Source organism: Streptococcus oralis ATCC 35037 (assembly GCF_900637025.1).
Lineage (GTDB): Bacteria > Bacillota > Bacilli > Lactobacillales > Streptococcaceae > Streptococcus > Streptococcus oralis.
Map to the genome: position 1 here is coordinate 1441343 of NZ_LR134336.1, position 20649 is coordinate 1461991.

Genomic DNA, 20649 nt, shown 5'->3' on the forward strand with positions numbered 1-20649 from the left:
TTAAATCAATTTCCCAAACTTTGTTTTTATTTTTAATTAAGGAGTGAACTCTTGCAAAGGAGTCACCTTACTGTATGGAGAAATCGGTTTGAGCAATATATGATCACTCACCAGTCATCAGACGAACCACCGCCATCAAAGCCACCGCCGTCCCAGCCTCCAGATGAATCGGAGCCCGAGTCAGACCAAGAAGAACCTGAGTCAGACCAAGAGGATCCTGAGTCTGATGAGTCGCCGCCCCACCAGCCACCGCCAGAATCATCTCCACGTGAACCACGACCACCAAATAGAAATCCGATAATCATCACGATGAAGTAAATGAGAACTCCAAATACGATAACTCCGTCACTCGAACTGCTTTTTCGATGACGTCTCGAAGAACTACTCTCACCAGCATACCTTTCAAGTTCCCTTAAGCGACTAGAGTTGGTAGTATAGTCGTAACTACTTTTAGAACTTGAAGCAGTCGTACTCGATCCACTATAGAACATGTAGTTGAGATTATTGACTATTGAGAGAACACCCTTGTTATAGTCACCATTTTTAAAGTAAGGACGTGCTGTTGTCAAGAACCTGTGAGTCTGATAGTCAGTGATCTTACTGGCCACATTATTACTGGTTTCAATCCGTGATTTTCTATCTTGGACTGCTACTACAATCAAGACACCGTGCTTGTCTCCCGAGTAGCCAATCTTCCAAGCCCTAGCTGTTTCATTGGCTACAGTCTCGATTGTTTCTCCATCTAGGCTTTTCACAACGTAAACACCCATCTGGAATTTTTCTGATTTTTTACTATTGACATTATTCAATTCCCGAATCTGACTTATAGTCTCATCCGTTAAATAATGATCCGGGTCATAAATCCCGTACTCAGGTTTTTCAGGTGCTGTGAATGCTGACAAGAAGAGAAAGACCATCAGCAACCCAAGCAAGCGAACCAACAAACTATTTTTAAATAATTTGATTCTTTTCATAATAACCTCCCTGATAAAGGAAAATTGATTTAAGGAATTATAGCATTTTGATTTTTACAAAGAAAGTGCATTTTCATTACAAAACTGTGACAGCAATCCTGAAATTGATGTTAATTTGATGACAAGTCTTCCAAAACTCGACCCTAATAAGAAAAAGAAGACCTTGTGTTTTCTTTTTCTTATTGAACTTACTTTTCTATTAAGATTTTAACTGGTAATTTAAAATATCTTTTTCTAATTTTTTGATTGGGTAATACCCACTTACTTTAATTATTTCATTGTTACATCCAGCGTATCCTTGCACGATATCCACTTGCGGAATGACCACCCAGTCTCCAAGAACTTCGTGCGCGCCTTCTTTGTTTTGATCCAAAATGCACACGAAGCGGTATTCTCTCTCGTGTTGCCACTCTTTAAATTTTGCAAAGGTCGCTTTAATATAGAAGTTTAGATTCGAATAAGAAAATTGATTGCTATTGCTTCTCGTATTAGGTCGTTTATCAATATACTCCACTGCTCCGTATACACAAAGTCCATCTACCCTTAAGGAATAAATTTTATCTAACAGACTCGCATACGAATACTTGAGCGCATAGCCTGTGTGACTATTGGCGTAATAAGACCACATTAAAATATTATCTGTAGCGTGTGTAAGGCAGAAGACTCGGAAGAAATCCATCATTGAATGACCGTTCGCATAGTAGCAATTACAGTCAAACGGGTCGTTGAAATGCTTCGGATGGCTAAACGACACATTCCCTTCAACTACCTGATAAGGATTCTTCTCAATCGTTTCCTTGGCATAGTACTTCACAAAATATTGTCGCTCAGCTTGAATCGTTGCTTCTGCCTTTTTAAAATACGTCTCAAGATCTTCTTTAAACATCCCTTGAAACTGCTCAACTAACCGATCTGGCTCTAAAAATCCCAGTCTGATATTCTCTGACAGCCGGTCATTAAAATCTTTCTCCGCCTTCTCTATTTCAAAGCCTTCAGGAATCCTAGTATTCCTGGTTTGAATAAACATAACCTTCTTACACTCTACCTCTACCGTTTTCCTAGTCGGTTGTTTAAAGAGCGCCACAAACACTTTCTCTTCTGTTGCTCGGTTGGCAATTAAAAAACAATTACTATCGAGATAGGACTCCACCAAATGGTATTCTTTATGCGTCTGTAAGAATGTTACCTTTGCAATCAAATAACGATATAGTTCAATATCTTCTTTTAGAATGATTTTCAATAAAGTCACCACCTCTATAAAAATTTAAAAATTGTTTAAATACTCAATATTGTTTAGTAAAAAAGAGCAATCATATACAATTACTCTTTCATCACTGATTACTAGGACTTAATCCTTTTTATCATTTTATTTTCGTTTTCTTGCGATCAAGTGAATCGGGGTTCCTTCAAAGACAAAGGCCTTGCGGATTTGATTTTCCAAGAAACGCAAGTAAGAGAAGTGCATGAGTTCTTCTTCATTGACAAAGATGACAAAGGTCGGTGGCTTGGTTGCCACTTGAGTCGCGTAGAAGATTTTTAGGCGTTTTCCTTTGTCTGTCGGTGTTGGATTGATAGCAATGGCATCCATAATCACATCGTTCAAGACAGCTGATGGGATACGTGTGTTTTGGCTTTCACTGATTTGCTTGATCATCTCAGGCAATTTGTGGAGACGTTGCTTGGTAAGAGCGGATACAAAGACAATCGGCGCATAAGGCAGATATTGGAACTGCTCACGGATATCCTCTTCCCATTTCTTCATGGTGTGGTTGTCTTTCTCAAGGGTATCCCACTTGTTGACCACGATAATCATCCCTTTACCGGCTTCGTGGGCAAAACCTGCGATACGCTTGTCGTACTCGCGAATACCTTCTTCGGCATTGAGGACCATCAAGACCACGTCAGAACGGTCAATAGCACGCATGGCACGCATGACAGAGTATTTCTCCGTATTTTCATAGACTTTACCAGACTTACGCATACCAGCTGTATCAATCATGGTAAACTCTTGTCCATCCGTATCTGTAAAATGAGTATCAATGGCATCGCGCGTTGTTCCAGCTACTGGACTAGCAATCACGCGGTCTTCTCCCAAAATAGCGTTAATCAAACTTGATTTTCCAACGTTAGGACGGCCAATCAAGCTAAATTTAATCACGTCTGGATTTTCTTCTTCAACTTCGTGTGGTAGATTTTCCACAATGGCATCCAGCACATCACCCGTACCGATACCGTGGACAGACGAAATTGGCAGCGGTTCGCCCAATCCTAGCGCATAGAAATCAAAAATATCATTTCGCATTTCTGGGTTGTCAACCTTGTTAACGGCAAGGATAACAGGTTTATGGGTTTTATAGAGTTTGCGAGCTACGTACTCGTCCGCATCTGTAATCCCTTCTTTACCAGACACCACAAAAACGATGACATCCGCTTCTTCCATAGCGATTTCTGCCTGGTGCTTGATTTGTTCCATGAAGGGAGCATCGACATCGTCAATCCCTCCCGTATCAATCATACTAAAGGAACGATTGAGCCACTCACCCGTTGCATAGATACGGTCACGTGTCACACCCTCGACATCTTCTACGATTGAGATCCGCTCACCAGCGATCCGATTAAATAGGGTTGATTTCCCAACATTGGGACGTCCCACAATGGCAATAGTTGGTAAGGCCATGTTTTCTCACTTTCTACAATAACTTTTTCTGTTCTAGATTCTTCCGAGTTGAACGAGGTTCGGCTTGACCAAACTGCTCTGCCAAACGCTGACTCCAAGAGGTTGTCGCACGCGCACCAGCATAGTCTGCCTGTACTTTGTCATAGTCCAAAATCGCTGCAACTGGCTGTTCTTGGTATTCTTCTTCAAATACCACTTGGTTCAAAGGCAGTCTTGGTTTGACATCATGTTGTTGATTTGGCACGCCAAGGGCAATCCCAAAAACGGGATAGGTATAGTCAGGCAAGTTAAAAAGCTCTGCCACTTCTTCTGACTTGTAACGGACCAAACCGATAATCACACCACCATATCCCAGACTCTCAGCCGCAAGCAAGGTATTTTGCCCTGCAAGCGCAGCGTCCACAGACGTGATAAGGAGACCTTCTACCCCTTGAGGTTGGAAAGTGTCCGTATGAAGGCTTGCTCCCTTTTCAGCTCGGTTCAAGTCACCGACAAAAAGCAAAAAGGCTGCTGACTGGCGAATAGCTTCCTGAGGAACCAATTCATATAAAGCATCTTTCTTCTCTTGACTGCGTACAAGAATCACAGAGTAAGATTGGAAATTTTTCCAAGATGACGCCATTTGAGTAGCAGTCAAGATTTCATTTAAGTGTTCTTGAGAAATCTCTTGCTCCTTAAAGCGACGAACTGAAGTATGAGCTTTCATCAGTTTAATGGTTTCTGTCATCGGCGATTTTCTCCTTCTAGTCTTGTTTCCTCTGCTAAATAACGAATCCGTTCCATGACCCGTCTAGCTTCCCAAGTCTCATCATTTCCATTCTTTCCTTTAGCAAAATGTTTTTCCAAATCTTGGAAATTAAAGTTGGAAGTAAAGAAGGTTGGCAAATCTTCCTGCATGCGATACTGGAGAATAACTTGGAGAATCTCATCACGCACCCAAGGGGTAGATTGCTCTGCACCAATATCATCCAAGATCAAGACTTCTGCTAACTTGATGTCATCCACCAGGGTCTTCACAGATCCTTCACCGATGGCATTTTTCACATCAATGACAAAACTTGGATAGTGGAGAATGGTTGTTGAAGCACCACGTTTTTCAGATAAGTCGTGAGCCAGGGCTGCCATCATGAAGCTCTTTCCGACACCAAAGTCTCCGTAAAGATAGAGGCCTTTTCGGATACTTGGGTAAAGGTCAACAAAGGCATAGAGTCTCTCAAAAATAGGCAAACGTCCTAAGTCATCTAGGTCAATCTGAGCCAATTTCGCTTTCTTGAGACTTGCTGGTAGATTGATCAACTTGAGACGATTCTTGATGGCCGCCTCTTTTTCAGCCGCGATTAGCTCTGGTGTTTCTTCATAAGATACATCTGCATAGCCGTGATTCATGACCAAGATAGGCTTGTAGCCACGAGCTATATAGTCAGCATCCCCACGAAGAAACTTATCCCGTTCTGTGATATATTGGTTGAACTTGGAGATGCTACGATTTAACTCCTCTTGGCTGAGGGATTCTTTCTGGATAAAAGCCGCCACATCGGGGTCCTTCATAATCTGCTGGACCAAGTCCTGATACTGAAAACGACTTGTCTGACGTTTGATTACATCACCAACACTTTCCATCTAGTCTCCTCCTTCTTCTAATCGGGCTAACATTTCTTGTTTTTTGCGTTCTAGTTCCAGACGAGTTTCCTCACTGGTTTGATTCTTGTATTCTGGATTACTCCACTGAGGAACATTTGTCTTAGTTGAGCTGGCCTTGTTTTTCTGTTCCTCTTGCCCTTTTTGCTGACGCTCTCGAATCCGAAGCACAGCTTCTTCTGCTGTTCGAATTTTTTGGTAAGCATAATCATTTGCGACCTTCATGGCATATTTTTCATTGACATTAGCCGAATCAACCTTGTTAAAGGTTAGAAGCAAGATGATATTGATGACTTCGTCCAACAAGCCTAAAGACGCCATCTGGTGAAGGAGTTCTCGCTCACTCTGGGTGATGTTCCCCTTACGCGTTTGCTTGATTTCCGCTAAAAATTGTAGGGGAGTTTTATTTTTGGCTTCCCTGATAATGGTCATTTCTTTGGGGCTAAAGTCAGAAGTAGCTGGTTTTTGTGCTATCTTTTCACGCATGCGTTTGACTGAAATAACCTGAGCCACCGCTGTCGCCTTGGCTAATTGATAGGTTTCAAACCAGGTCCATTTTTTTTCATCTGCGATGGCGAATAATTCCAAAACATCCGCCTGCTCATCTTCAAAACGCAAGCCATCTCGAGCCATCAGGCGCTGGAAATGTCCCAAGTCAAAATCATTTTTTAACTTGCTTTTAGACTCGCTTGGGGTCACTTCTTCGGTCAGGGTTGGAAAGACTTGGCTCAAAGAAACAGAGAGTGCTTCTCCCTCACTTGGAGCCTGCTTCATAGCAGAAACAGCTGTATCCCCAATCTTTTTCTCTAATAATCTGCTATAGACAGAATGGCTTAGAAATTCTTGACTGGAGAGGGGAGAATGAAGCTGCAATTCATAAGTTTCCCCCTTCTGATAAAGGGTCAACAAATCCAAGGCAGATAAGACTTTAAAGGATTGGAGCAAGGTCGGCATGCCGAAGTTTAAGTGATTGAGGATGTGGGAAAAGAGATGCTCCTTTTGCCCACCATCCCAAAAGGTAATGGTATATAGATAGAGGCTCAGTGCCTCCTGACCGATAATCGGGAGGTAGCACTGCACCAGAGAAGAGGTATCTTGCGACACCCGATTATTCTTTATAAAAGAAAAACGGTCATTTGGCTTCATCTATTTTTCCTTTTTCTTTTTAGAGGACTGGGTGATTTGCTGGAGCAGACTCTCCAACTCACTCACATCCTTAAAGCTACGATAAACACTGGCAAAACGAACATAGGTAATCTCATCCAGCTCCGCCAATTCTTCCATGACTAAAGAACCAATATATTCACTTTGGATCTCATTCTCACTGCGACTACGGAGTTTTTGCTCGATGCGATTGACCACCATGCCGATTTCATCACTTGAAACAGGACGTTTCTGGGCTGAGCGGATAATCCCATTAAAGATTTTATCTCTCGAAAACTGCTCTCGCGTACCGTCTTTTTTGACGACAACCAGCGTTCTTTCTTCTACTCGTTCATAGGTTGTAAAACGATGCTGACACTCGTCGCACTCGCGTCTTCGGCGGATGGTATTTCCTTCTTCGGCTTGTCGACTATCAACAACACTAGACTTGGTAGCCCCACATTTTGGACAACGCATGCATTTCCCTCCTTGTCGTTTTCTTTTCATTATACCATTTTTTGAGCAATTCCCAAAACAATTCTTATTTTTACTTGACAAGTTTTTTGTTTTATTGTATTATTTAATTAGAACAAGAAAGACAAAGAAAGGAGACTATGATGTCCTGGTCATTTGATAATACAAAACCGATTTATTTACAGATTATGGAAAAAATCAAACTACAGATTGTTTCCCATGAGCTGGAACCCAACCAACAGCTCCCTACCGTGAGAGATTTGGCGAGCGAGGCTGGGGTCAATCCTAATACCATTCAGCGCGCCTTGTCTGACCTCGAACGTGAAGGATTTGTATACAGCAAGCGGACAACTGGTCGATTTGTCACCGAGGATTTGGACCTCATCCTTCAGTCCCGCAAACAACTTTCCGAGGAGCAGCTACAACAATTCGTCTCTTGCATGCTTCAATTTGGCTACAAAAAAGAAGAACTGCCAAATGTATTAAGCGACTATATTAAAGGAGTTTAAGACTATGACACTACTAGCACTTGAAAATGTAACAAAATCATATGGAGCAACTGCGGCACTTGACAATATCTCTCTTGAGATTTCGGCTGGAAAAATTGTTGGTCTCCTCGGCCCAAATGGATCTGGAAAAACGACCTTAATCAAACTGATCAATGGCCTTCTTCAGCCTGATAAAGGACGTGTTCTCATTAACGGATTGGATCCAAGTCCTGCTACAAAGGCGATTGTCTCTTACCTTCCTGACACAACTTATCTCAATGAAGAGATGAAGGTCAAGGATGCTCTAACCTATTTTAAAACCTTCTATCAGGATTTCAATCTCGAAAGAGCCCAACACTTGCTAGCTGATCTTGGTATTGATGAGAATAGTCGCCTCAAGAAACTATCAAAAGGGAATAAGGAAAAGGTACAACTGATTTTGGTCATGAGCCGCGAAGCTCGTCTTTATGTCCTCGATGAACCGATCGGTGGAGTGGATCCAGCCGCACGTGATTATATCCTCAATACCATCATCAACAACTACTCACCAACCTCTACAGTACTGATTTCAACCCACTTGATTTCAGATATTGAACCTATCTTGGATGAGATTATCTTCCTCAAAGACGGAAAAGTCGTACGCCAAGGAAATGTTGATGATATTCGTTACGAGTCAGGTGAATCCATTGACCAGCTCTTCCGTCAAGAGTTCAAGGCTTAGTTAAAGGAGATTAGTATGTTTTGGAATTTAGTTCGTTATGAATTTAAAAATATCAATAAATGGTATCTTGCACTCTACGGTGCCGTCCTTGCAATTTCAGTTTTGATTGGAGCTTTTATTAACAGTCTTAGCCAGAGTTACAATCCTAACAATGCTGCTTATTTCATCTTCTTTTTAGTGCTAGTCTTTGGAGGACTCAGCGTCACTCTTTGGATTGCAACAATCTTTTTAATCATCCGAAGATTCAAGGGGAGTGTTTATGACCGCCAAGGGTACTTGACCTTGACCTTGCCTGTCTCTGAGCACCAAATCATCACCGCAAAACTTTTAGGCGGTCTTGTCTGGTCCATCTTAAGCTATATTGTCTTTATCTTGAGTATATTGATCATCATCTTCTTAACACCAATAGAAAAAGACTTCACTGCCCTCTATAACTTCATCTCCCCTTACCTCAGCTACGGCTGGCTGTATGCCCTATCACTATTTGTCGGGTCAATCGCATGGATTTTATCCATTTACCTCTCCATCTCTATCGGGCAACTCTTTAACGAGTATCGAACAGCCATGGGGATTTTAGCCTATATCGTCATTTCCATCGTTATTGGTTATATCACTTTCTTCTTAAGAGTTGACAATGACTATAACGTGATGGTTGGTACAGAAATTCTGCGCGATCTCTTTTTATCAGCTATCTACTATCTCGGTACCTACTATATCTTGAAAAACAAGGTTAATTTGCAATAAAAAATGCCCAGCTAGAAAGCTGGGTTTTTCTTTAACTCAATATCAAACTGGCTACGATGGGGCTGACAAAAACATAAAGAATACCGGTGACTCCGATAGCCAAGCCACCCATGGCTCCTGCTACAGAGCCGTAGCGAAGGGCAGTTCCTGTTCCGACAGCATGACCTGTCCCACCGAGGGAAAGTCCCACTGCAACTGGATCATCAATCTTCAACCACTTCAAAAGGGTTGGTCCAATAACACTGGTCAAAATCCCAGTTGCTACTACAACCACCAAGGTCACGGTCGTCAAGCCTTGCAATTTTTCTGTAATCCCCACTGCCATGGCGGTTGTTACTGACTTGGGAAAGAGAGAAATGGCTAGGAAAAAGTCCATACCAAATATTTTCGCAACTAAGGCCGTAAAACTAGTATTGACAATCACTGCTAGCAGACTACCAAAGAGAATACTCCGTGCATGGTGCTTCATCAGGTGAAAACTCTTGTAAAGCGGAATCCCTAGAGCCACCGTCGAAGGGACTATCAAGTTGTTCAGATAAACCCCACCTTGATAGTAGTCTTGGTAAGAAATACCAGTCACCTTGAGAAAAATAATGATAAAAACAGCTGACAAAAGTAAGGGCGTTGTCAAAGGATGGGGAAAACGTCTGTAAATCAACATCCCTACTAGATAAGCTAAGATAGATAATGCAATCCCAAATAGAGGATTGGAAACAAATTCACTCATTTGGCTCCTCCTTTCCCATAGTCACCCTCAAATCGTCGCTTGATAAACTGTACCACTAGAGCTATGAGGACAATGTTAATGACAGCCGCAAAAAAGACAATCAAGACGATAGGCAAAAGATAAGGAGCAATGACATCAAACTTTTCCATGATTCCCACTGCTGGCGGCAAAAAGAGAATGGTCATATTGGCCAGCAAGAAATTCCCCACCATGTTGACATGCCTGGTTCTCAACCACTTGAATTGTAGGGCTAGAAAGAGAATCAGCAAACCGATAATACTGCCTGGGATGGGCAGATAAAAGAAACTAGAAATTCCCTCACCGATTAGAGAAATCACAAAGAGAATCATTAATTGAACATATAATTTCATCCTAAACTCCATGAAATAGACTTCTTGCATACCAGTTTACTCTTTTTTCAGAAAATTTCAAGGAAATATTGCAATTCTTCTCTCTTGCAAGGATTAGTTAAAAGTAGTATAATCATTGCATGCGCAATCATCTTGTGTTACAAAGATAATCAGTAATGACTTTGTGATTTTTACTTTTAAAAGAAAGGAGAAAGTAATGACCTATTTGGAAAAGTGGTTTGACTACAACCGCCGTCAAAAGGAAATGGAAGCCATGTTAGAAGAAACCATCGCCCAGCAGACTGAACAAAGGTTGACCTTGAAAGAGTTTTACCTGCTCTACTATCTGGATTTGGCCCAAGAAAAATCTCTACGCCAGATTGATTTACCTGATAAGCTTCATCTCAGTCCAAGCGCTGTTTCTCGAATGGTGGCTCGCCTAGAAGAGAAAAACTGTGGTTTGCTTAGTCGTCGGTGTTGCGATCAGGATAGACGGGCTAGCTTTATCTGCCTGACTGACGAGGGACAGACAACTCTAGCTTACCTGCAAAAGGCTGTCGAAGAAAGACTGGAGACAAGTCTTGATTTCATTTCATAATCAGATTTTCTAAAAAAGTTGCGTGCGCAATCATTTTTCTTGACATTCCTCTTTTCAAGGAGTACAATAAAGTCAAGATCGAACAAAGGAGTTTTATATGATCGAAATTACTTATCTAGACGCCAGCAAGCAAGAGAGAACCATGACTTTCGAGTCTTACCAAGACTTTGAACGTTCTCAACATGCCTGCCTCATCGGCGTAGCTGATTACTATACTGTCCAAAAATTAACCTACAATGGTCATGATTTGGACTACCATGGGACTTATGGAGATGTCTTCTTCTATCTCATGAAACAAGATTTAAGCCAATATAACTAAAAAAGGAGAAATACAATGGCAAAAGCAATTACAGATGCAACATTTGAACAAGAAACAAAAGACGGTTTGGTCTTGGTAGACTTCTGGGCAACTTGGTGTGGTCCATGTCGTATGCAAGGTCCAATCTTGGATAAATTGTCTGAAGAACTTTCAGAAGATGTTTTGAAAATCGTTAAAATGGACGTTGATGAAAATCCAAACACAGCTCGTGCCTTTGGAATCATGTCTATCCCAACTCTTCTCTTCAAAAAAGACGGCCAAGTGGTAAAACAAGTTGCTGGAGTACATACTGCAGAACAAATCAAGGCCATCGTTGCTGAATTGAGCTAATCACACGAGAGACCAAGTGCTTCATTTGGTCTCTTTTTTCTTGCCCTTTGCCATTTTTCAAAAAATATGCTAGACTGTAGATAGAATATTACGATGTTTGGGACATGCCATCGCTAAAAAAAACCTCTACTTGGTATTTTTTAGCTCCCCTCAAGGGAGCTTTTTGCGTGCTCTGAACATTTTCCACTTTGGAAGGAGTACTATGAAACGTCAATCAGCCTTGGTCGTCTTTAGTGGCGGTCAAGATTCCACAACCTGCCTCTTTTGGGCTAAAGAACACTATGAAACAGTCGAAGCCGTCACCTTTTCCTACGGCCAACGCCATCATCTCGAAATTCAAGTTGCTAGAGAAATCGCTAAGGAACAAGGCATTCGTCATCACATCTTAGATATGTCTCTGCTGGGACAAATCACTGAAAATGCCCTGACCTCTGATATGGAAATCGAGCAAAAAGAGGGAGAGGTTCCCAATACCTTTGTTGACGGCCGCAACCACCTCTTTCTATCCTTTGCAGCAGTTCTTGCCAAGCAACGAGGCATTCAAGATATCGTTACTGGTGTCTGCGAGACAGATTTTTCTGGCTACCCTGACTGCCGGGATGTCTTTGTCAAATCTCTCAATGTCACTCTCAACCTTGCCATGGATTACGACTTTGTTATCCAAACACCTCTCATGTGGCTAGACAAGTCTGAAACTTGGGAATTAGCCGACCAACTCGACGCATTTGACTACGTTCGTGAAAGGACCTTGACCTGCTACAATGGGATTATCGGAAGTGGCTGCGGTGATTGTCCAGCCTGCCACCTGCGTCAGCATGGCCTTGATGTTTATCTCTCACAGAAAGGAGAGGGTTAATGTTTTTTGCACCCAAAGAAATCAAACAGGAAACTGGGGAGTCTCTTGTCTACAATCCTCACAGAACCTTGGTATCAAAAGAGTTCACCTTCGACGCTGCCCACCACCTCTTTCACTATGAGGGAAAATGCAAATCCCTGCATGGCCACACCTATCATCTGCAAGTTGCTGTCAGTGGATTTTTAGATGAACGTGGTATGACCTACGATTTTGGAGATATCAAAGCGATCTACAAGAACTACTTAGAACCCCACTTGGATCATCGCTATCTCAATGAAACCTTGCCTTATATGAATACAACCGCTGAAAATATGGTTTACTGGATTTTCCAAACCATGAGTCAAGAGTTGCCCGACGAGCGCGGTCTCCGTTTGGAATACGTTCGCCTCTATGAAACTCCGACTGCCTTTGCAGAGTTTAGACGGGAGTGGTTAGATGACTAGGGAACGTGTCCTCAAACTACCAGTTCTGGAAATTTTTGGCCCTACCTTTCAAGGTGAAGGTCGTGCTATCGGGCAGAAAACCATGTTTGTCCGTACTACTGGTTGCGACTACCATTGCGACTGGTGCGACTCTGCCTTTACTTGGGATGGTTCTGAAAAGCCAACTCGCATGACCGCTGATGAAGTCATTGCTGCCTTAGATAAGCTAGGAAGCTACGACTACGTCACCCTGTCTGGGGGAAATCCCGCTATCCTAGCAGCCAATATGGCCGAACTCGTCACCAAGCTCAAAGAACGTGGGGTCACCCTTGCTGTTGAGACCCAAGGTTCTCGCTGGCAAAATTGGTTAAAAGATATTGACCAAGTCACTCTGAGCCCCAAACCTCCCTCATCCAAGATGGAAGTCAACTTCGAGACTTTAGACTTTATCGTTTCCCAATTGGATCCAGACAAGGTCACCTTTAAAATCCCTGTCTTTGATGATGCCGATTTGGCCTTTGCTAAAGGGATTCAAGAACGTTACCAACCAGATGTCCTCTTCTTATCGGCTGGAAATCCTGAGCCCAAGGCTACAGGTAATATTGTTCAAGACCAACTAGACCGTCTCAAAGAACTCTGGGAACGCGTCGCTGCTGACGATAGCTGGGGCAATGTCCGCGTCCTTCCTCAACTCCATACCCTCCTCTACGACAACCAACGTGGTGTTTAAATTAGAAAGAAAAAATCATGTCACAACAAGAAGAAATGAAAAACCTAAGCCTACTGGGCAACAAAGAAACCAACTACATTTTTGACTATCAACCAGAAGTCCTTGAATCTTTTGACAATCGTCATGTTGAAAATGACTATTTCATCAAATTCAACTGTCCTGAATTTACCTCGCTTTGCCCAATCACCGCTCAGCCAGACTTTGCGACCATTTATATTTCCTACATTCCTGACAAGCTCTGCATCGAATCAAAATCCCTCAAACTCTACCTCTTTAGCTATCGAAATCATGGAGATTTTCATGAAAACTGTATCAACACTATCGGGAAAGATTTGGTCAACTTGCTAGACCCTCGCTATTTAGAGGTATGGGGAAAATTCACTCCGCGTGGTGGTATCTCAATCGACCCTTACTACAACTACGGTAGACCTGGAACTAAGTATGAAGGCTTGGCAGAACAGCGTCTCTTCCAACACGACCTCTACCCAGAGAAAATTGACAACCGTTAAACTCATACTCAATGAAAATCAAAGAGCAAACTAGGAAGCTAGCCGCAGGTTGCTCAAAGCACTGCTTTGAGGTTATAGATAAGACTGAAGAAGTCAGCTCAAAACAGTGTTTTGAGGTTGCAGATGGAAGCTGACGTGGTTTAAAGAGATTTTCAAAGAGTATAATACGAAAAAGCCCTGTTCCTCAAACTGAGGAGCAAGGCTTTTTGAGTTTCAATTATTCTTCTGTTCCAAGGAAGCTTTTCGCAACAAGGGCTGCAAGAACGCCACCAACGATTGGGGCAAGGATAAAAATCCATACTTGTTGAAGGGCTGCGCCACCTACCAAGACAGCAGGTGCCAAGCTACGAGCTGGGTTTACTGAAAGGCCAGTAATGTTCAATCCAACAAGAATCATAGCCATCAATGACAAACCAATCACCAAACCAGCGATTGCGCCATTGCCTTTGCTTGCTGATGTTACAGTCATGATAACTAGGACAAACAAGAAAGTTGCGATGACTTCAAACAAGAATCCACCAAAGACAGTGACACCGTTTGCCAAGGCATTTTCACCAAGACTAGCAGTTGACATGCCTGAGTTAGACAAGAGGAAGAATACTGCAGCTGACGCAAGGAAAGCTCCAACTACTTGTCCAAGGATGTAGTTTACAAGTTCTGAAGATGACAAACGTTTGTTTACAAACATAGCGATCGAAACTGCTGGGTTCAAGTGAGCACCTGAAACAGTTCCGATTGAGTAAGCTGCAACCACAATTGCTAAACCAAAGGCAAAAGCAATTCCAAGGTGTCCAAGGCCATTAAGACCATTTCCAAAAACAACAGCTCCTGTTCCTATGAACACAAGCATAAATGTACCGATTAATTCAGCAACAAATTTTTTCATGATAAGTCTCCTTTTTTTCAAACTATGTATTAGTCTATCAAAAGAAGGAAAGGGTTTCAAGAAAATTGACTGGAAAGTTATTTGAAAATCATGAAACGACTCGCTTATCCTTAGTACTGAAAAGATTGAATGGCTTCTTTCAAGGCATCTTGTAAACTATTTTTCTGGTCAAGTTGGATATAGACTTCCAACAGACAGGATCTGAAGTTGGAAAATTTATAAAAATCTTCCCTCTCTTCTATCGGAAAGTCAACAGTTTTTATCCAAGAAGCTACTTGTTCCTGCTCTAATTTTCCTTGCAAAATAGGTTCATAAAGTACTCTCGCTAACCGCCAATCCTCATCATTTGTAAAACGAATGGGAATTCTTTTAAATAGTTGACCCAGTACATCAAATACTTCAGAAACTCTGTTACTAGGAAAATCTGGATGACAAATCACTTCCGTCAAGAGATCCGCTCCATGCGCAAAAGCGTGAACCCAACCATACTGACTTGAAAATCCTGTCGTATCCTTTTCTTTTTTTAGGTAATACAAACCTTGAGATAGCATAGCATTTCTTATATCAGCTTTTAATCCTTTATAGAAAAGAGAGTGCTCATTACCATCTGCAGACAAAAGATTGGCATAAATAAGCGCCCTAAAAGAACGTTTAAGAGCCGAAACTCCTCTACTATCAATCTCTTTGTATAGACCTTCATCAGAGGAGACCTCTTCTGAGATAAACTGAAACTGTTCAAGGGAAAACAGTTCTTCTTGAATCCCTCTAGCCAAACTCGTAAAAACAAGTTCGTCTCGAATTTCTGGAGAGGGATCTCCTAAATGATCAAGCAACCACTGAATTTCTTCTCGACTATAGCTTGGTTTTTCTTCTGTCACTTTTCTTTGTAATTCTTCATACATCTCAAGTACCTCTACATTTCTAGTAACTTATCAAAAAGTCATCCGAAGATGACTTTCTGTCTTATTCTTTTTTAGATGGTCGTTTTCCTGCTGCAATCGCATCTGCTTCTGTCATCTCAACAACGTTAGCTTTATTCGTTTTTGAAGGCATTCTATCCTTACTATACCAATAAACTTTTGATTTCCCATGGTCTGCAACATAGACAATTCTATCTTGCTGTTGAGCTTTGGTTTCAGCTTCACGCGCAGCTCTTTTTTCTTCTTCTTTTTGAGAAATTAACGACTCAACTGCACCTATTCTATCAAGCAACTCTGTCTTTTTATCATTATTTTCAATCTGATTAACTGTTTCTTTAGCAGACTTCACTTGACTCGCATCTTGACTGTCTTCCAATTGTTTGACTAAGGTTTCACCTTTTTCTTGCAACTCCTTTGCAGCTTTTTCTTTGGCAATTCTCTCTTCTTCTGCTTTTTCTTTAGCTTTTTTCTCTTCTTCGATTCGTTTTGCTTCCTCTATACTGGATGAAGTATCCGTGGTTGAAGCTGTCGAAGTAGTAGATGTCGCAGTCTGCTTATTTTCTGACTGAGAAGATGAAGTTTTCTTTGAGACTGTTGGAGTTTGAAGAGCAACTGCAACAAAACTGACAATGAAAAGCCCAATCATTAGATTTCTTTTTCGAATATCTGGTGCTTTCTTTACAAAATACCAAATACCAACTCCGCTCAAAACAAGATAGAGAGTAGGCAAAGCAATCAATAAAATGATTCCCAACAAAACTAGACCAATTTTGATAAAATGCATTCTTTGGGGATCTTGCTCTAGCCATTCTTTGATTCTATTCATATTATTCTCCTAAAATTTGCCCATTTCCCTACTCTCCCAACTGGGCACTGTAGGCTATAATCTGGTCAACTGTGTCAGACAAGAACTGGATGGTATCACGTAGTGGTTTATCTGTTGAGATATCGGCTCCGATAATCATGGCTGACTCAAGCGGTGTCTTGCTGCCACCTGATTTAAGGAGATTGAGCCAGTCTCTAGCTCCAGTTTCAGAGTTTTTCAGATGGAGGTAACCTGCAGTAGAGATAACAAGGCCTGCTGAGTATGTGTAGCTATACAAGCCCATGTAGTAGTGAGCTTGACGCATCCAAGTCAAGGCTGCATCATCGTCAATTTCAATGGCATCTCCCCAGAAGTCCGTCAAGACTTCCTTCATAATGCTGTTGAGTTTGCTTGCTCCAAAAGTTTCCCCTTCTTCAATCAATGTATAAACCTTACGCTGGAAGGCTGCTTCCAAGAGGTGGGTGATGAAATTATGGAAGTAGGTGTCTGTCAAGCGATGAGCAAGAGCGAAGCGTTTTTGACGTGGATCATCAGACTGGTGCTCCAAGTAGTCACTGAGAAGCAATTCATTGAAGGTTGATGGCGCTTCGACATAGTAAGTAGACATGTGGGCATTGAAGTAACTTTGGTGATTATCTGAAAAGATGAATTGACCAGAATGCCCGATTTCATGAATCAAGGTATAAACATCGCTCAAACGACCAGTCCAGCTCATGAGGACATAAGGGTGCACGCGATATGGATCCGCCGCATAACCACCAGAATCCTTGCCACTATTAGCAGCGAAGTCCACCCAGCGTTCTTCTTGATAGCGCGCAACTTCCTGACAATATTCTTGTCCCAAAGGTTCTACTGACTTCATGACCAAATCATAGGCGTCATCAATAGTCACTTCAGGATTCAGGGCGCTGTCCAAGTCCAATTTCCAGTCTGCAAAGGTCATCTTTTCAAGACCATTGACCTTGGCAACATGCTTGAGGTATCTCTGAGCAACTGGCGCAAAATCATTCATGATGAGGTCAATCTGGCGGTCAAACATGGCACGGTCCACTTCTTGCTCAGCTAGGAGATAATCAAAGACTGAGTCGTAGCCCTTCATATCTGCCAAGAGTTTTTCAGACTTGACTTGGGCTAAATAGGCTGCAGCTGCCGTATTTTGGTGCTTACGAAGTCCTTCTGAGAAGGAACGGAAGGATTTCTCACGAACTTCAGCGTCCTCGTGGTTTTGGTAGAAATTCTCATAGGTTACAAAGCTGTTTTTGTAGGTCTTGCCATGGGCTTCAAAGTCAGCCATTTCAAAGTCCCCAGCTCGCATTTTGGTGTAAATATCCTGAGAACTGTAGAAAACTTCACCTAGATTGGTCAAGGCCTTCTCCACATCAGCCCCTAGGTAGTGGGCTTTTTTGATTTTGGCCTGACGAATGGCTGCCGTCAAGTGAGGCAATTTACCCAAACGGTCCAAGACCTCCTCGTCTGCTGCCACCAAGGCATCGTCAAAGAAGGTCAAGGCTACGCTGGCATCTGTTTCAAATTCCATCCCAGCTTGGGCAATATTAGCAAAATCTTCATTGCTATAGTCTGTCGTCTGAGGCATAAAGGCATAATTGCCAATATGGCTCATCTGGATATAGATTTGCTCCAATTCCGCAAAGGCCTTCTCGAAATCTTCGAAAGTGTGAAGATTGCCCTTGTAGTCACGGCTAAATTGGTTGATATCTTCGCGCGTTTTCTCGATTGCTCGCAAGAAATCCTCACGGTCTTGGTAAAGGGCGGTTAAATCCCAAAGTTCCTTCTCTGGAAATTCTGAACGGTGTTTTTGTTCCATTTTCTTCCTCTTATTTTTCTAATTCTACTAAAACACTAAGGGCTGATAAGGCATAAAGCGGGGCTGTTTCCGCTCGAAGAATCCTTGGACCAAGTCCTGCAAGAACAGCTCCTTTGGCTTCAAAACTTTCAATTTCTGCAGGTGAAAGACCGCCTTCTGGGCCAAAGATAAAGAGCAATTTGGCTCCTTTTTCAAGACCAGTGACTGTTTGTAAGAGCGCAGCAGCTTCTCCCTCTTTTGCTGATTCTTCATAAGCCACCACAATTGAGTCAAACTGGTCAAACTGAGCTAGAAAATCTGCTTTTTTCTCAAAAAGCTGAATACTTGGGACAATATTACGCTTGCTTTGCTCTGCTGCTCCAAGGGCAATTTTTTCCAGTTTTTCAACCTTTTTACCCAATTTCTTGCCGTCCCACTTGGCGACTGACCAATCGGCAGGAAAGGCCCAGATTTGACTAGCTCCTAGTTCTGTTACTTTCTGAGTAATAAACTCCAGCTTGTCTCCCTTGGGAAAACCAGATGCGATGGTTACTTGAACGGGCAGTTCCACATTGTCAGCTAATTCTTCAACCAATTCAAACTGACGATTTTCCACATCCAACACGCGCGCCAAACGCTTGATACCATCCTCAAAGACCAAGGTCACCTCATCATCTTCTTTCAAGCGCATGACCTGAAACATATGCTTGCTGGTTTCCTTGTCCTCAATGGTGACAGGAGAGATAGGACTGCCTTTGATAAAATACTGCTGCATGCTAGCCTCCAATCACACCAGAAATATCCTTGGTCTTCTTAAAGACACAGGCATTCCATTCCCCTTGAATCATGTGGGTTTCAAGGAAAAATCCAGCTGACTCAGCTGACTCGCGCACCATGTCCCACTTGTCCTTGATAATGCCACTCATGATCAGGTAGCCTTCGTCCTTGACCAAACGATAAGCATCGTCTGTCAGATGAATGAGAATATCCGCCAAGATATTGGCCACAATGACATCTGCTTCAATCTCCACACCCTTGAGCAAATCTCCAGCAGCAACATGGATGTTTTCCATGCCAGGGTTGAGCTCGATATTTTCTTGAGCCACCCGAACCGCCACATCATCCAGGTCATAGGCGAAAATTTTCTTAGCACCAAGCAGCGAGCTTGCAATGGAGAGAACCCCTGAACCAGTTCCTACATCAAGCACCGTTTCGCCACCACGAAGAACCTGCTCCAAGGCAAAGAGACTCATCTTGGTCGTCGGGTGGGTTCCTGTCCCGAAGGCCATACCAGGATCTAGCTTGATAATCTTTTCTCCTGCAGTCGCCTTATAGTCCGTCCAGGACGGCACAATGGTCAAGTCATGAGTGATGCGAGCTGGTTCATAGTATTTCTTCCAGTTGTCGGCCCAGTCTTCCTCAGCCAAGGCAGTCGTCCCCATCTTGACCTCTCCCAAATCCATAAAATCTGTCAATTCTGCTAAGCGAGACTGTAAGTCTGCCTCAACCACTGCCACATCAACCGTATCAGGATAGTAGGCTGTCACCACGATTTCTTCTTGCTGCTCGACCTCTGGGAAAATCTCACCGAAGCGATCCACATTTCCCACATAGTCCATACTGTCCTCGATCGCAACACCTTGCGCTCCCAGCTCAATCAGAAGGTTAGAGACCAGCTCCTCTCCCTCACGCTTAACTGTAACTTTTAACTCTTGCCATGTTTCCATATTTATTTACTTTCTATAATTCTAGTTTACTTATAAATGATGTCCAATCTTACCCAAAACAATCTTTTTTTCTGTTTCATCAAAGTTAAAATATATGCGAGCGCTACTGTCAGGTCGAAACAATTTAAAATGCATAATATAATAATGTTTTCCAATTTTATATTTTCTTTTTGTTTCTCCACTTCCCATACTTGAACAATTTCCTACAGATGAATTTAAATTATCAATTAATCCTTTTCTATTTCCAATAAATGAATCTAATTTATTACCATAACAAAAATCATTCAAATCATCTAAAACTCGTAAGATTTCTTCTTTATAATCCTTTGGTAAATAATCTTTAACAAATTCAAATACAAAATCTTCTTCTGCTAATATAAAATTATCAAAATAAGGTATTTTTAGAGTTGATTCAAATTCACTCATCGGCATCGATAATATGAACTCTTTTTCTAGTTTCATTGCTTCCGCATCATTAATGACTGAATTTTTTATCTCTCTATCTGTTAAATATTTATAGTAGGGTTCACTTTCAATATCCTGATAAGTATTTTTGGAGGATATGTTAAACTTAGAAAAATCTGGAAGATAATATGTTATTAATTCATTGGATATATTCTCAAAACTATTACCCATATCATCTTTCATAAAAAAATATTCCTCAGGTATTTTACAAGAATCATTTTTCAAATTTTGTAATGTATATTTTGTATAGTCACTATTCATTGTGAGATTTTGAAAATCACAAGGAGTATGTAAATACAATTCACCAATCTTATGTTTCAT

Annotated in this window: 26 protein-coding genes; 10 read left to right on the forward strand and 16 right to left on the reverse strand. The window is 41.8% G+C overall.

Annotated elements, in window-relative coordinates; translation table 11 throughout:
• Positions 1-107: 107 nt before the first annotated feature.
• The 7 genes from EL140_RS07125 to nrdR form a co-directional block, all read right to left on the reverse strand.
• Positions 108-974 carry a TPM domain-containing protein gene (locus EL140_RS07125; protein WP_000821429.1) on the reverse strand — a complete coding sequence of 289 codons (867 nt, stop codon included), beginning with the start codon at positions 972-974 and terminating at the stop codon, positions 108-110.
• Between the two features lie 199 nt (positions 975-1173).
• Positions 1174-2223, reverse strand: coding sequence for a DUF2971 domain-containing protein (locus EL140_RS07130; protein ID WP_232007596.1), 1050 nt, complete (start codon positions 2221-2223; stop codon positions 1174-1176).
• A gap of 117 nt (positions 2224-2340) precedes the next feature.
• A complete protein-coding gene (der, locus tag EL140_RS07135; RefSeq protein WP_001207688.1) occupies positions 2341-3651 on the reverse strand; it encodes a ribosome biogenesis GTPase Der in 1311 nt (436 codons plus the stop codon).
• Between the two features lie 13 nt (positions 3652-3664).
• Positions 3665-4378 (reverse strand): NADPH-dependent oxidoreductase, encoded by a 714-nt coding sequence (locus EL140_RS07140; protein ID WP_000140859.1) that lies wholly within the window; start codon positions 4376-4378, stop codon positions 3665-3667.
• Positions 4375-5271: a primosomal protein DnaI gene (gene dnaI, locus EL140_RS07145; protein WP_000446491.1), complete on the reverse strand. Its 897-nt coding sequence runs from the start codon at positions 5269-5271 to the stop codon at positions 4375-4377. Before dnaI ends, EL140_RS07140 begins: the two co-directional genes overlap by 4 nt.
• Positions 5272-6435 carry a DnaD domain protein gene (locus EL140_RS07150; RefSeq protein ID WP_000803914.1) on the reverse strand — a complete coding sequence of 388 codons (1164 nt, stop codon included), beginning with the start codon at positions 6433-6435 and terminating at the stop codon, positions 5272-5274.
• Positions 6436-6909 carry a transcriptional regulator NrdR gene (gene nrdR, locus EL140_RS07155; protein WP_001203676.1) on the reverse strand — a complete coding sequence of 158 codons (474 nt, stop codon included), beginning with the start codon at positions 6907-6909 and terminating at the stop codon, positions 6436-6438. It lies immediately after the preceding gene.
• Positions 6910-7049: 140 nt separating this feature from the next.
• Here nrdR and EL140_RS07160 point away from each other — a divergent pair, with 140 nt between their 5' ends.
• Genes EL140_RS07160 through EL140_RS07170 form a run of 3 tightly spaced genes read left to right on the forward strand, consistent with a single transcriptional unit; the run spans position 7050 to position 8859 of the window.
• Entirely contained in the window at positions 7050-7415 is a 366-nt protein-coding gene (locus tag EL140_RS07160) for a GntR family transcriptional regulator (RefSeq protein ID WP_000119117.1), read from the forward strand.
• Between the two features lie 4 nt (positions 7416-7419).
• A complete protein-coding gene (locus EL140_RS07165; protein WP_000173186.1) occupies positions 7420-8115 on the forward strand; it encodes an ABC transporter ATP-binding protein in 696 nt (231 codons plus the stop codon).
• A gap of 15 nt (positions 8116-8130) precedes the next feature.
• Positions 8131-8859: a hypothetical protein gene (locus EL140_RS07170; RefSeq protein WP_000498750.1), complete on the forward strand. Its 729-nt coding sequence runs from the start codon at positions 8131-8133 to the stop codon at positions 8857-8859.
• Positions 8860-8890: 31 nt separating this feature from the next.
• On the opposite strand, the gene EL140_RS07175 is transcribed toward EL140_RS07170, so the two are convergent.
• Together EL140_RS07175 and EL140_RS07180 are read right to left on the reverse strand one after the other, a co-directional pair.
• Positions 8891-9586, reverse strand: coding sequence for an LrgB family protein (locus EL140_RS07175; RefSeq protein WP_001288939.1), 696 nt, complete (start codon positions 9584-9586; stop codon positions 8891-8893).
• On the reverse strand, positions 9583-9957 hold the full coding sequence (locus EL140_RS07180; RefSeq protein ID WP_002875194.1) for a CidA/LrgA family protein: 375 nt from the start codon (positions 9955-9957) through the stop codon (positions 9583-9585). Before EL140_RS07180 ends, EL140_RS07175 begins: the two co-directional genes overlap by 4 nt.
• A gap of 196 nt (positions 9958-10153) precedes the next feature.
• Here EL140_RS07180 and EL140_RS07185 point away from each other — a divergent pair, with 196 nt between their 5' ends.
• From EL140_RS07185 to queF, 7 genes are all read left to right on the forward strand, one after another.
• A complete protein-coding gene (locus tag EL140_RS07185; RefSeq protein WP_000221650.1) occupies positions 10154-10534 on the forward strand; it encodes a MarR family winged helix-turn-helix transcriptional regulator in 381 nt (126 codons plus the stop codon).
• A gap of 97 nt (positions 10535-10631) precedes the next feature.
• Positions 10632-10853, forward strand: a complete 222-nt coding sequence (locus EL140_RS07190) for a DUF4649 family protein (protein ID WP_000570263.1) — start codon at positions 10632-10634, stop codon at positions 10851-10853.
• Positions 10854-10868: 15 nt separating this feature from the next.
• Complete coding sequence (gene trxA / locus EL140_RS07195; protein WP_001029581.1) at positions 10869-11183, forward strand: thioredoxin; 315 nt, start codon at positions 10869-10871, stop codon at positions 11181-11183.
• 202 nt (positions 11184-11385) lie between these two features.
• Entirely contained in the window at positions 11386-12039 is a 654-nt protein-coding gene (gene queC / locus EL140_RS07200; RefSeq protein WP_000828777.1) for a 7-cyano-7-deazaguanine synthase QueC, read from the forward strand.
• Positions 12039-12482, forward strand: a complete 444-nt coding sequence (gene queD, locus EL140_RS07205) for a 6-carboxytetrahydropterin synthase QueD (protein ID WP_000464583.1) — start codon at positions 12039-12041, stop codon at positions 12480-12482. Before queC ends, queD begins: the two co-directional genes overlap by 1 nt.
• Positions 12475-13191, forward strand: a complete 717-nt coding sequence (queE, locus tag EL140_RS07210) for a 7-carboxy-7-deazaguanine synthase QueE (protein ID WP_000196477.1) — start codon at positions 12475-12477, stop codon at positions 13189-13191. Before queD ends, queE begins: the two co-directional genes overlap by 8 nt.
• Before the next feature lie 17 nt (positions 13192-13208).
• Positions 13209-13700, forward strand: a complete 492-nt coding sequence (gene queF, locus EL140_RS07215) for a preQ(1) synthase (RefSeq protein WP_000082577.1) — start codon at positions 13209-13211, stop codon at positions 13698-13700.
• A 217-nt stretch (positions 13701-13917) separates the two neighbouring features.
• On the opposite strand, the gene EL140_RS07220 is transcribed toward queF, so the two are convergent.
• The 7 genes from EL140_RS07220 to EL140_RS07255 all read right to left on the reverse strand — a co-directional run bounded on the left by EL140_RS07220 (position 13918) and on the right by EL140_RS07255 (position 20649).
• Positions 13918-14586: an MIP/aquaporin family protein gene (locus EL140_RS07220; RefSeq protein ID WP_000714826.1), complete on the reverse strand. Its 669-nt coding sequence runs from the start codon at positions 14584-14586 to the stop codon at positions 13918-13920.
• Between the two features lie 110 nt (positions 14587-14696).
• Positions 14697-15488 carry a DUF2785 domain-containing protein gene (locus tag EL140_RS07230; protein WP_000272780.1) on the reverse strand — a complete coding sequence of 264 codons (792 nt, stop codon included), beginning with the start codon at positions 15486-15488 and terminating at the stop codon, positions 14697-14699.
• 61 nt (positions 15489-15549) lie between these two features.
• Positions 15550-16332 carry a hypothetical protein gene (locus EL140_RS07235; protein ID WP_001079817.1) on the reverse strand — a complete coding sequence of 261 codons (783 nt, stop codon included), beginning with the start codon at positions 16330-16332 and terminating at the stop codon, positions 15550-15552.
• A gap of 28 nt (positions 16333-16360) precedes the next feature.
• On the reverse strand, positions 16361-18157 hold the full coding sequence (gene pepF, locus EL140_RS07240) for an oligoendopeptidase F (protein WP_000435599.1): 1797 nt from the start codon (positions 18155-18157) through the stop codon (positions 16361-16363).
• A gap of 10 nt (positions 18158-18167) precedes the next feature.
• Entirely contained in the window at positions 18168-18911 is a 744-nt protein-coding gene (locus EL140_RS07245) for a 16S rRNA (uracil(1498)-N(3))-methyltransferase (protein ID WP_001188171.1), read from the reverse strand.
• Between the two features lies 1 nt (position 18912).
• Positions 18913-19863, reverse strand: a complete 951-nt coding sequence (gene prmA, locus EL140_RS07250) for a 50S ribosomal protein L11 methyltransferase (RefSeq protein ID WP_000451145.1) — start codon at positions 19861-19863, stop codon at positions 18913-18915.
• A gap of 30 nt (positions 19864-19893) precedes the next feature.
• On the reverse strand, positions 19894-20649 hold the full coding sequence (locus tag EL140_RS07255) for a hypothetical protein (RefSeq protein WP_000680882.1): 756 nt from the start codon (positions 20647-20649) through the stop codon (positions 19894-19896).

What these genes read in the sequence shown, in the direction of transcription:
- EL140_RS07125 (WP_000821429.1), bottom strand. Translation starts at nt 974, where the DNA reads ATGAAAAGAATCAAATTATTTAAAAATAGTTTGTTGGTTCGCTTGCTT.
- der (WP_001207688.1), bottom strand. Translation starts at nt 3,651, where the DNA reads ATGGCCTTACCAACTATTGCCATTGTGGGACGTCCCAATGTTGGGAAA.
- EL140_RS07140 (WP_000140859.1), bottom strand. Translation starts at nt 4,378, where the DNA reads ATGACAGAAACCATTAAACTGATGAAAGCTCATACTTCAGTTCGTCGC.
- dnaI (WP_000446491.1), bottom strand. Translation starts at nt 5,271, where the DNA reads ATGGAAAGTGTTGGTGATGTAATCAAACGTCAGACAAGTCGTTTTCAG.
- EL140_RS07150 (WP_000803914.1), bottom strand. Translation starts at nt 6,435, where the DNA reads ATGAAGCCAAATGACCGTTTTTCTTTTATAAAGAATAATCGGGTGTCG.
- nrdR (WP_001203676.1), bottom strand. Translation starts at nt 6,909, where the DNA reads ATGCGTTGTCCAAAATGTGGGGCTACCAAGTCTAGTGTTGTTGATAGT.
- EL140_RS07160 (WP_000119117.1), top strand. Translation starts at nt 7,050, where the DNA reads ATGTCCTGGTCATTTGATAATACAAAACCGATTTATTTACAGATTATG.
- EL140_RS07165 (WP_000173186.1), top strand. Translation starts at nt 7,420, where the DNA reads ATGACACTACTAGCACTTGAAAATGTAACAAAATCATATGGAGCAACT.
- EL140_RS07170 (WP_000498750.1), top strand. Translation starts at nt 8,131, where the DNA reads ATGTTTTGGAATTTAGTTCGTTATGAATTTAAAAATATCAATAAATGG.
- EL140_RS07175 (WP_001288939.1), bottom strand. Translation starts at nt 9,586, where the DNA reads ATGAGTGAATTTGTTTCCAATCCTCTATTTGGGATTGCATTATCTATC.
- EL140_RS07180 (WP_002875194.1), bottom strand. Translation starts at nt 9,957, where the DNA reads ATGAAATTATATGTTCAATTAATGATTCTCTTTGTGATTTCTCTAATC.
- EL140_RS07185 (WP_000221650.1), top strand. Translation starts at nt 10,154, where the DNA reads ATGACCTATTTGGAAAAGTGGTTTGACTACAACCGCCGTCAAAAGGAA.
- EL140_RS07190 (WP_000570263.1), top strand. Translation starts at nt 10,632, where the DNA reads ATGATCGAAATTACTTATCTAGACGCCAGCAAGCAAGAGAGAACCATG.
- trxA (WP_001029581.1), top strand. Translation starts at nt 10,869, where the DNA reads ATGGCAAAAGCAATTACAGATGCAACATTTGAACAAGAAACAAAAGAC.
- queC (WP_000828777.1), top strand. Translation starts at nt 11,386, where the DNA reads ATGAAACGTCAATCAGCCTTGGTCGTCTTTAGTGGCGGTCAAGATTCC.
- queD (WP_000464583.1), top strand. Translation starts at nt 12,039, where the DNA reads ATGTTTTTTGCACCCAAAGAAATCAAACAGGAAACTGGGGAGTCTCTT.
- queE (WP_000196477.1), top strand. Translation starts at nt 12,475, where the DNA reads ATGACTAGGGAACGTGTCCTCAAACTACCAGTTCTGGAAATTTTTGGC.
- queF (WP_000082577.1), top strand. Translation starts at nt 13,209, where the DNA reads ATGTCACAACAAGAAGAAATGAAAAACCTAAGCCTACTGGGCAACAAA.
- EL140_RS07220 (WP_000714826.1), bottom strand. Translation starts at nt 14,586, where the DNA reads ATGAAAAAATTTGTTGCTGAATTAATCGGTACATTTATGCTTGTGTTC.
- EL140_RS07230 (WP_000272780.1), bottom strand. Translation starts at nt 15,488, where the DNA reads ATGTATGAAGAATTACAAAGAAAAGTGACAGAAGAAAAACCAAGCTAT.
- EL140_RS07235 (WP_001079817.1), bottom strand. Translation starts at nt 16,332, where the DNA reads ATGAATAGAATCAAAGAATGGCTAGAGCAAGATCCCCAAAGAATGCAT.
- pepF (WP_000435599.1), bottom strand. Translation starts at nt 18,157, where the DNA reads ATGGAACAAAAACACCGTTCAGAATTTCCAGAGAAGGAACTTTGGGAT.
- EL140_RS07245 (WP_001188171.1), bottom strand. Translation starts at nt 18,911, where the DNA reads ATGCAGCAGTATTTTATCAAAGGCAGTCCTATCTCTCCTGTCACCATT.
- prmA (WP_000451145.1), bottom strand. Translation starts at nt 19,863, where the DNA reads ATGGAAACATGGCAAGAGTTAAAAGTTACAGTTAAGCGTGAGGGAGAG.
- EL140_RS07255 (WP_000680882.1), bottom strand. Translation starts at nt 20,649, where the DNA reads ATGAAACATAAGATTGGTGAATTGTATTTACATACTCCTTGTGATTTT.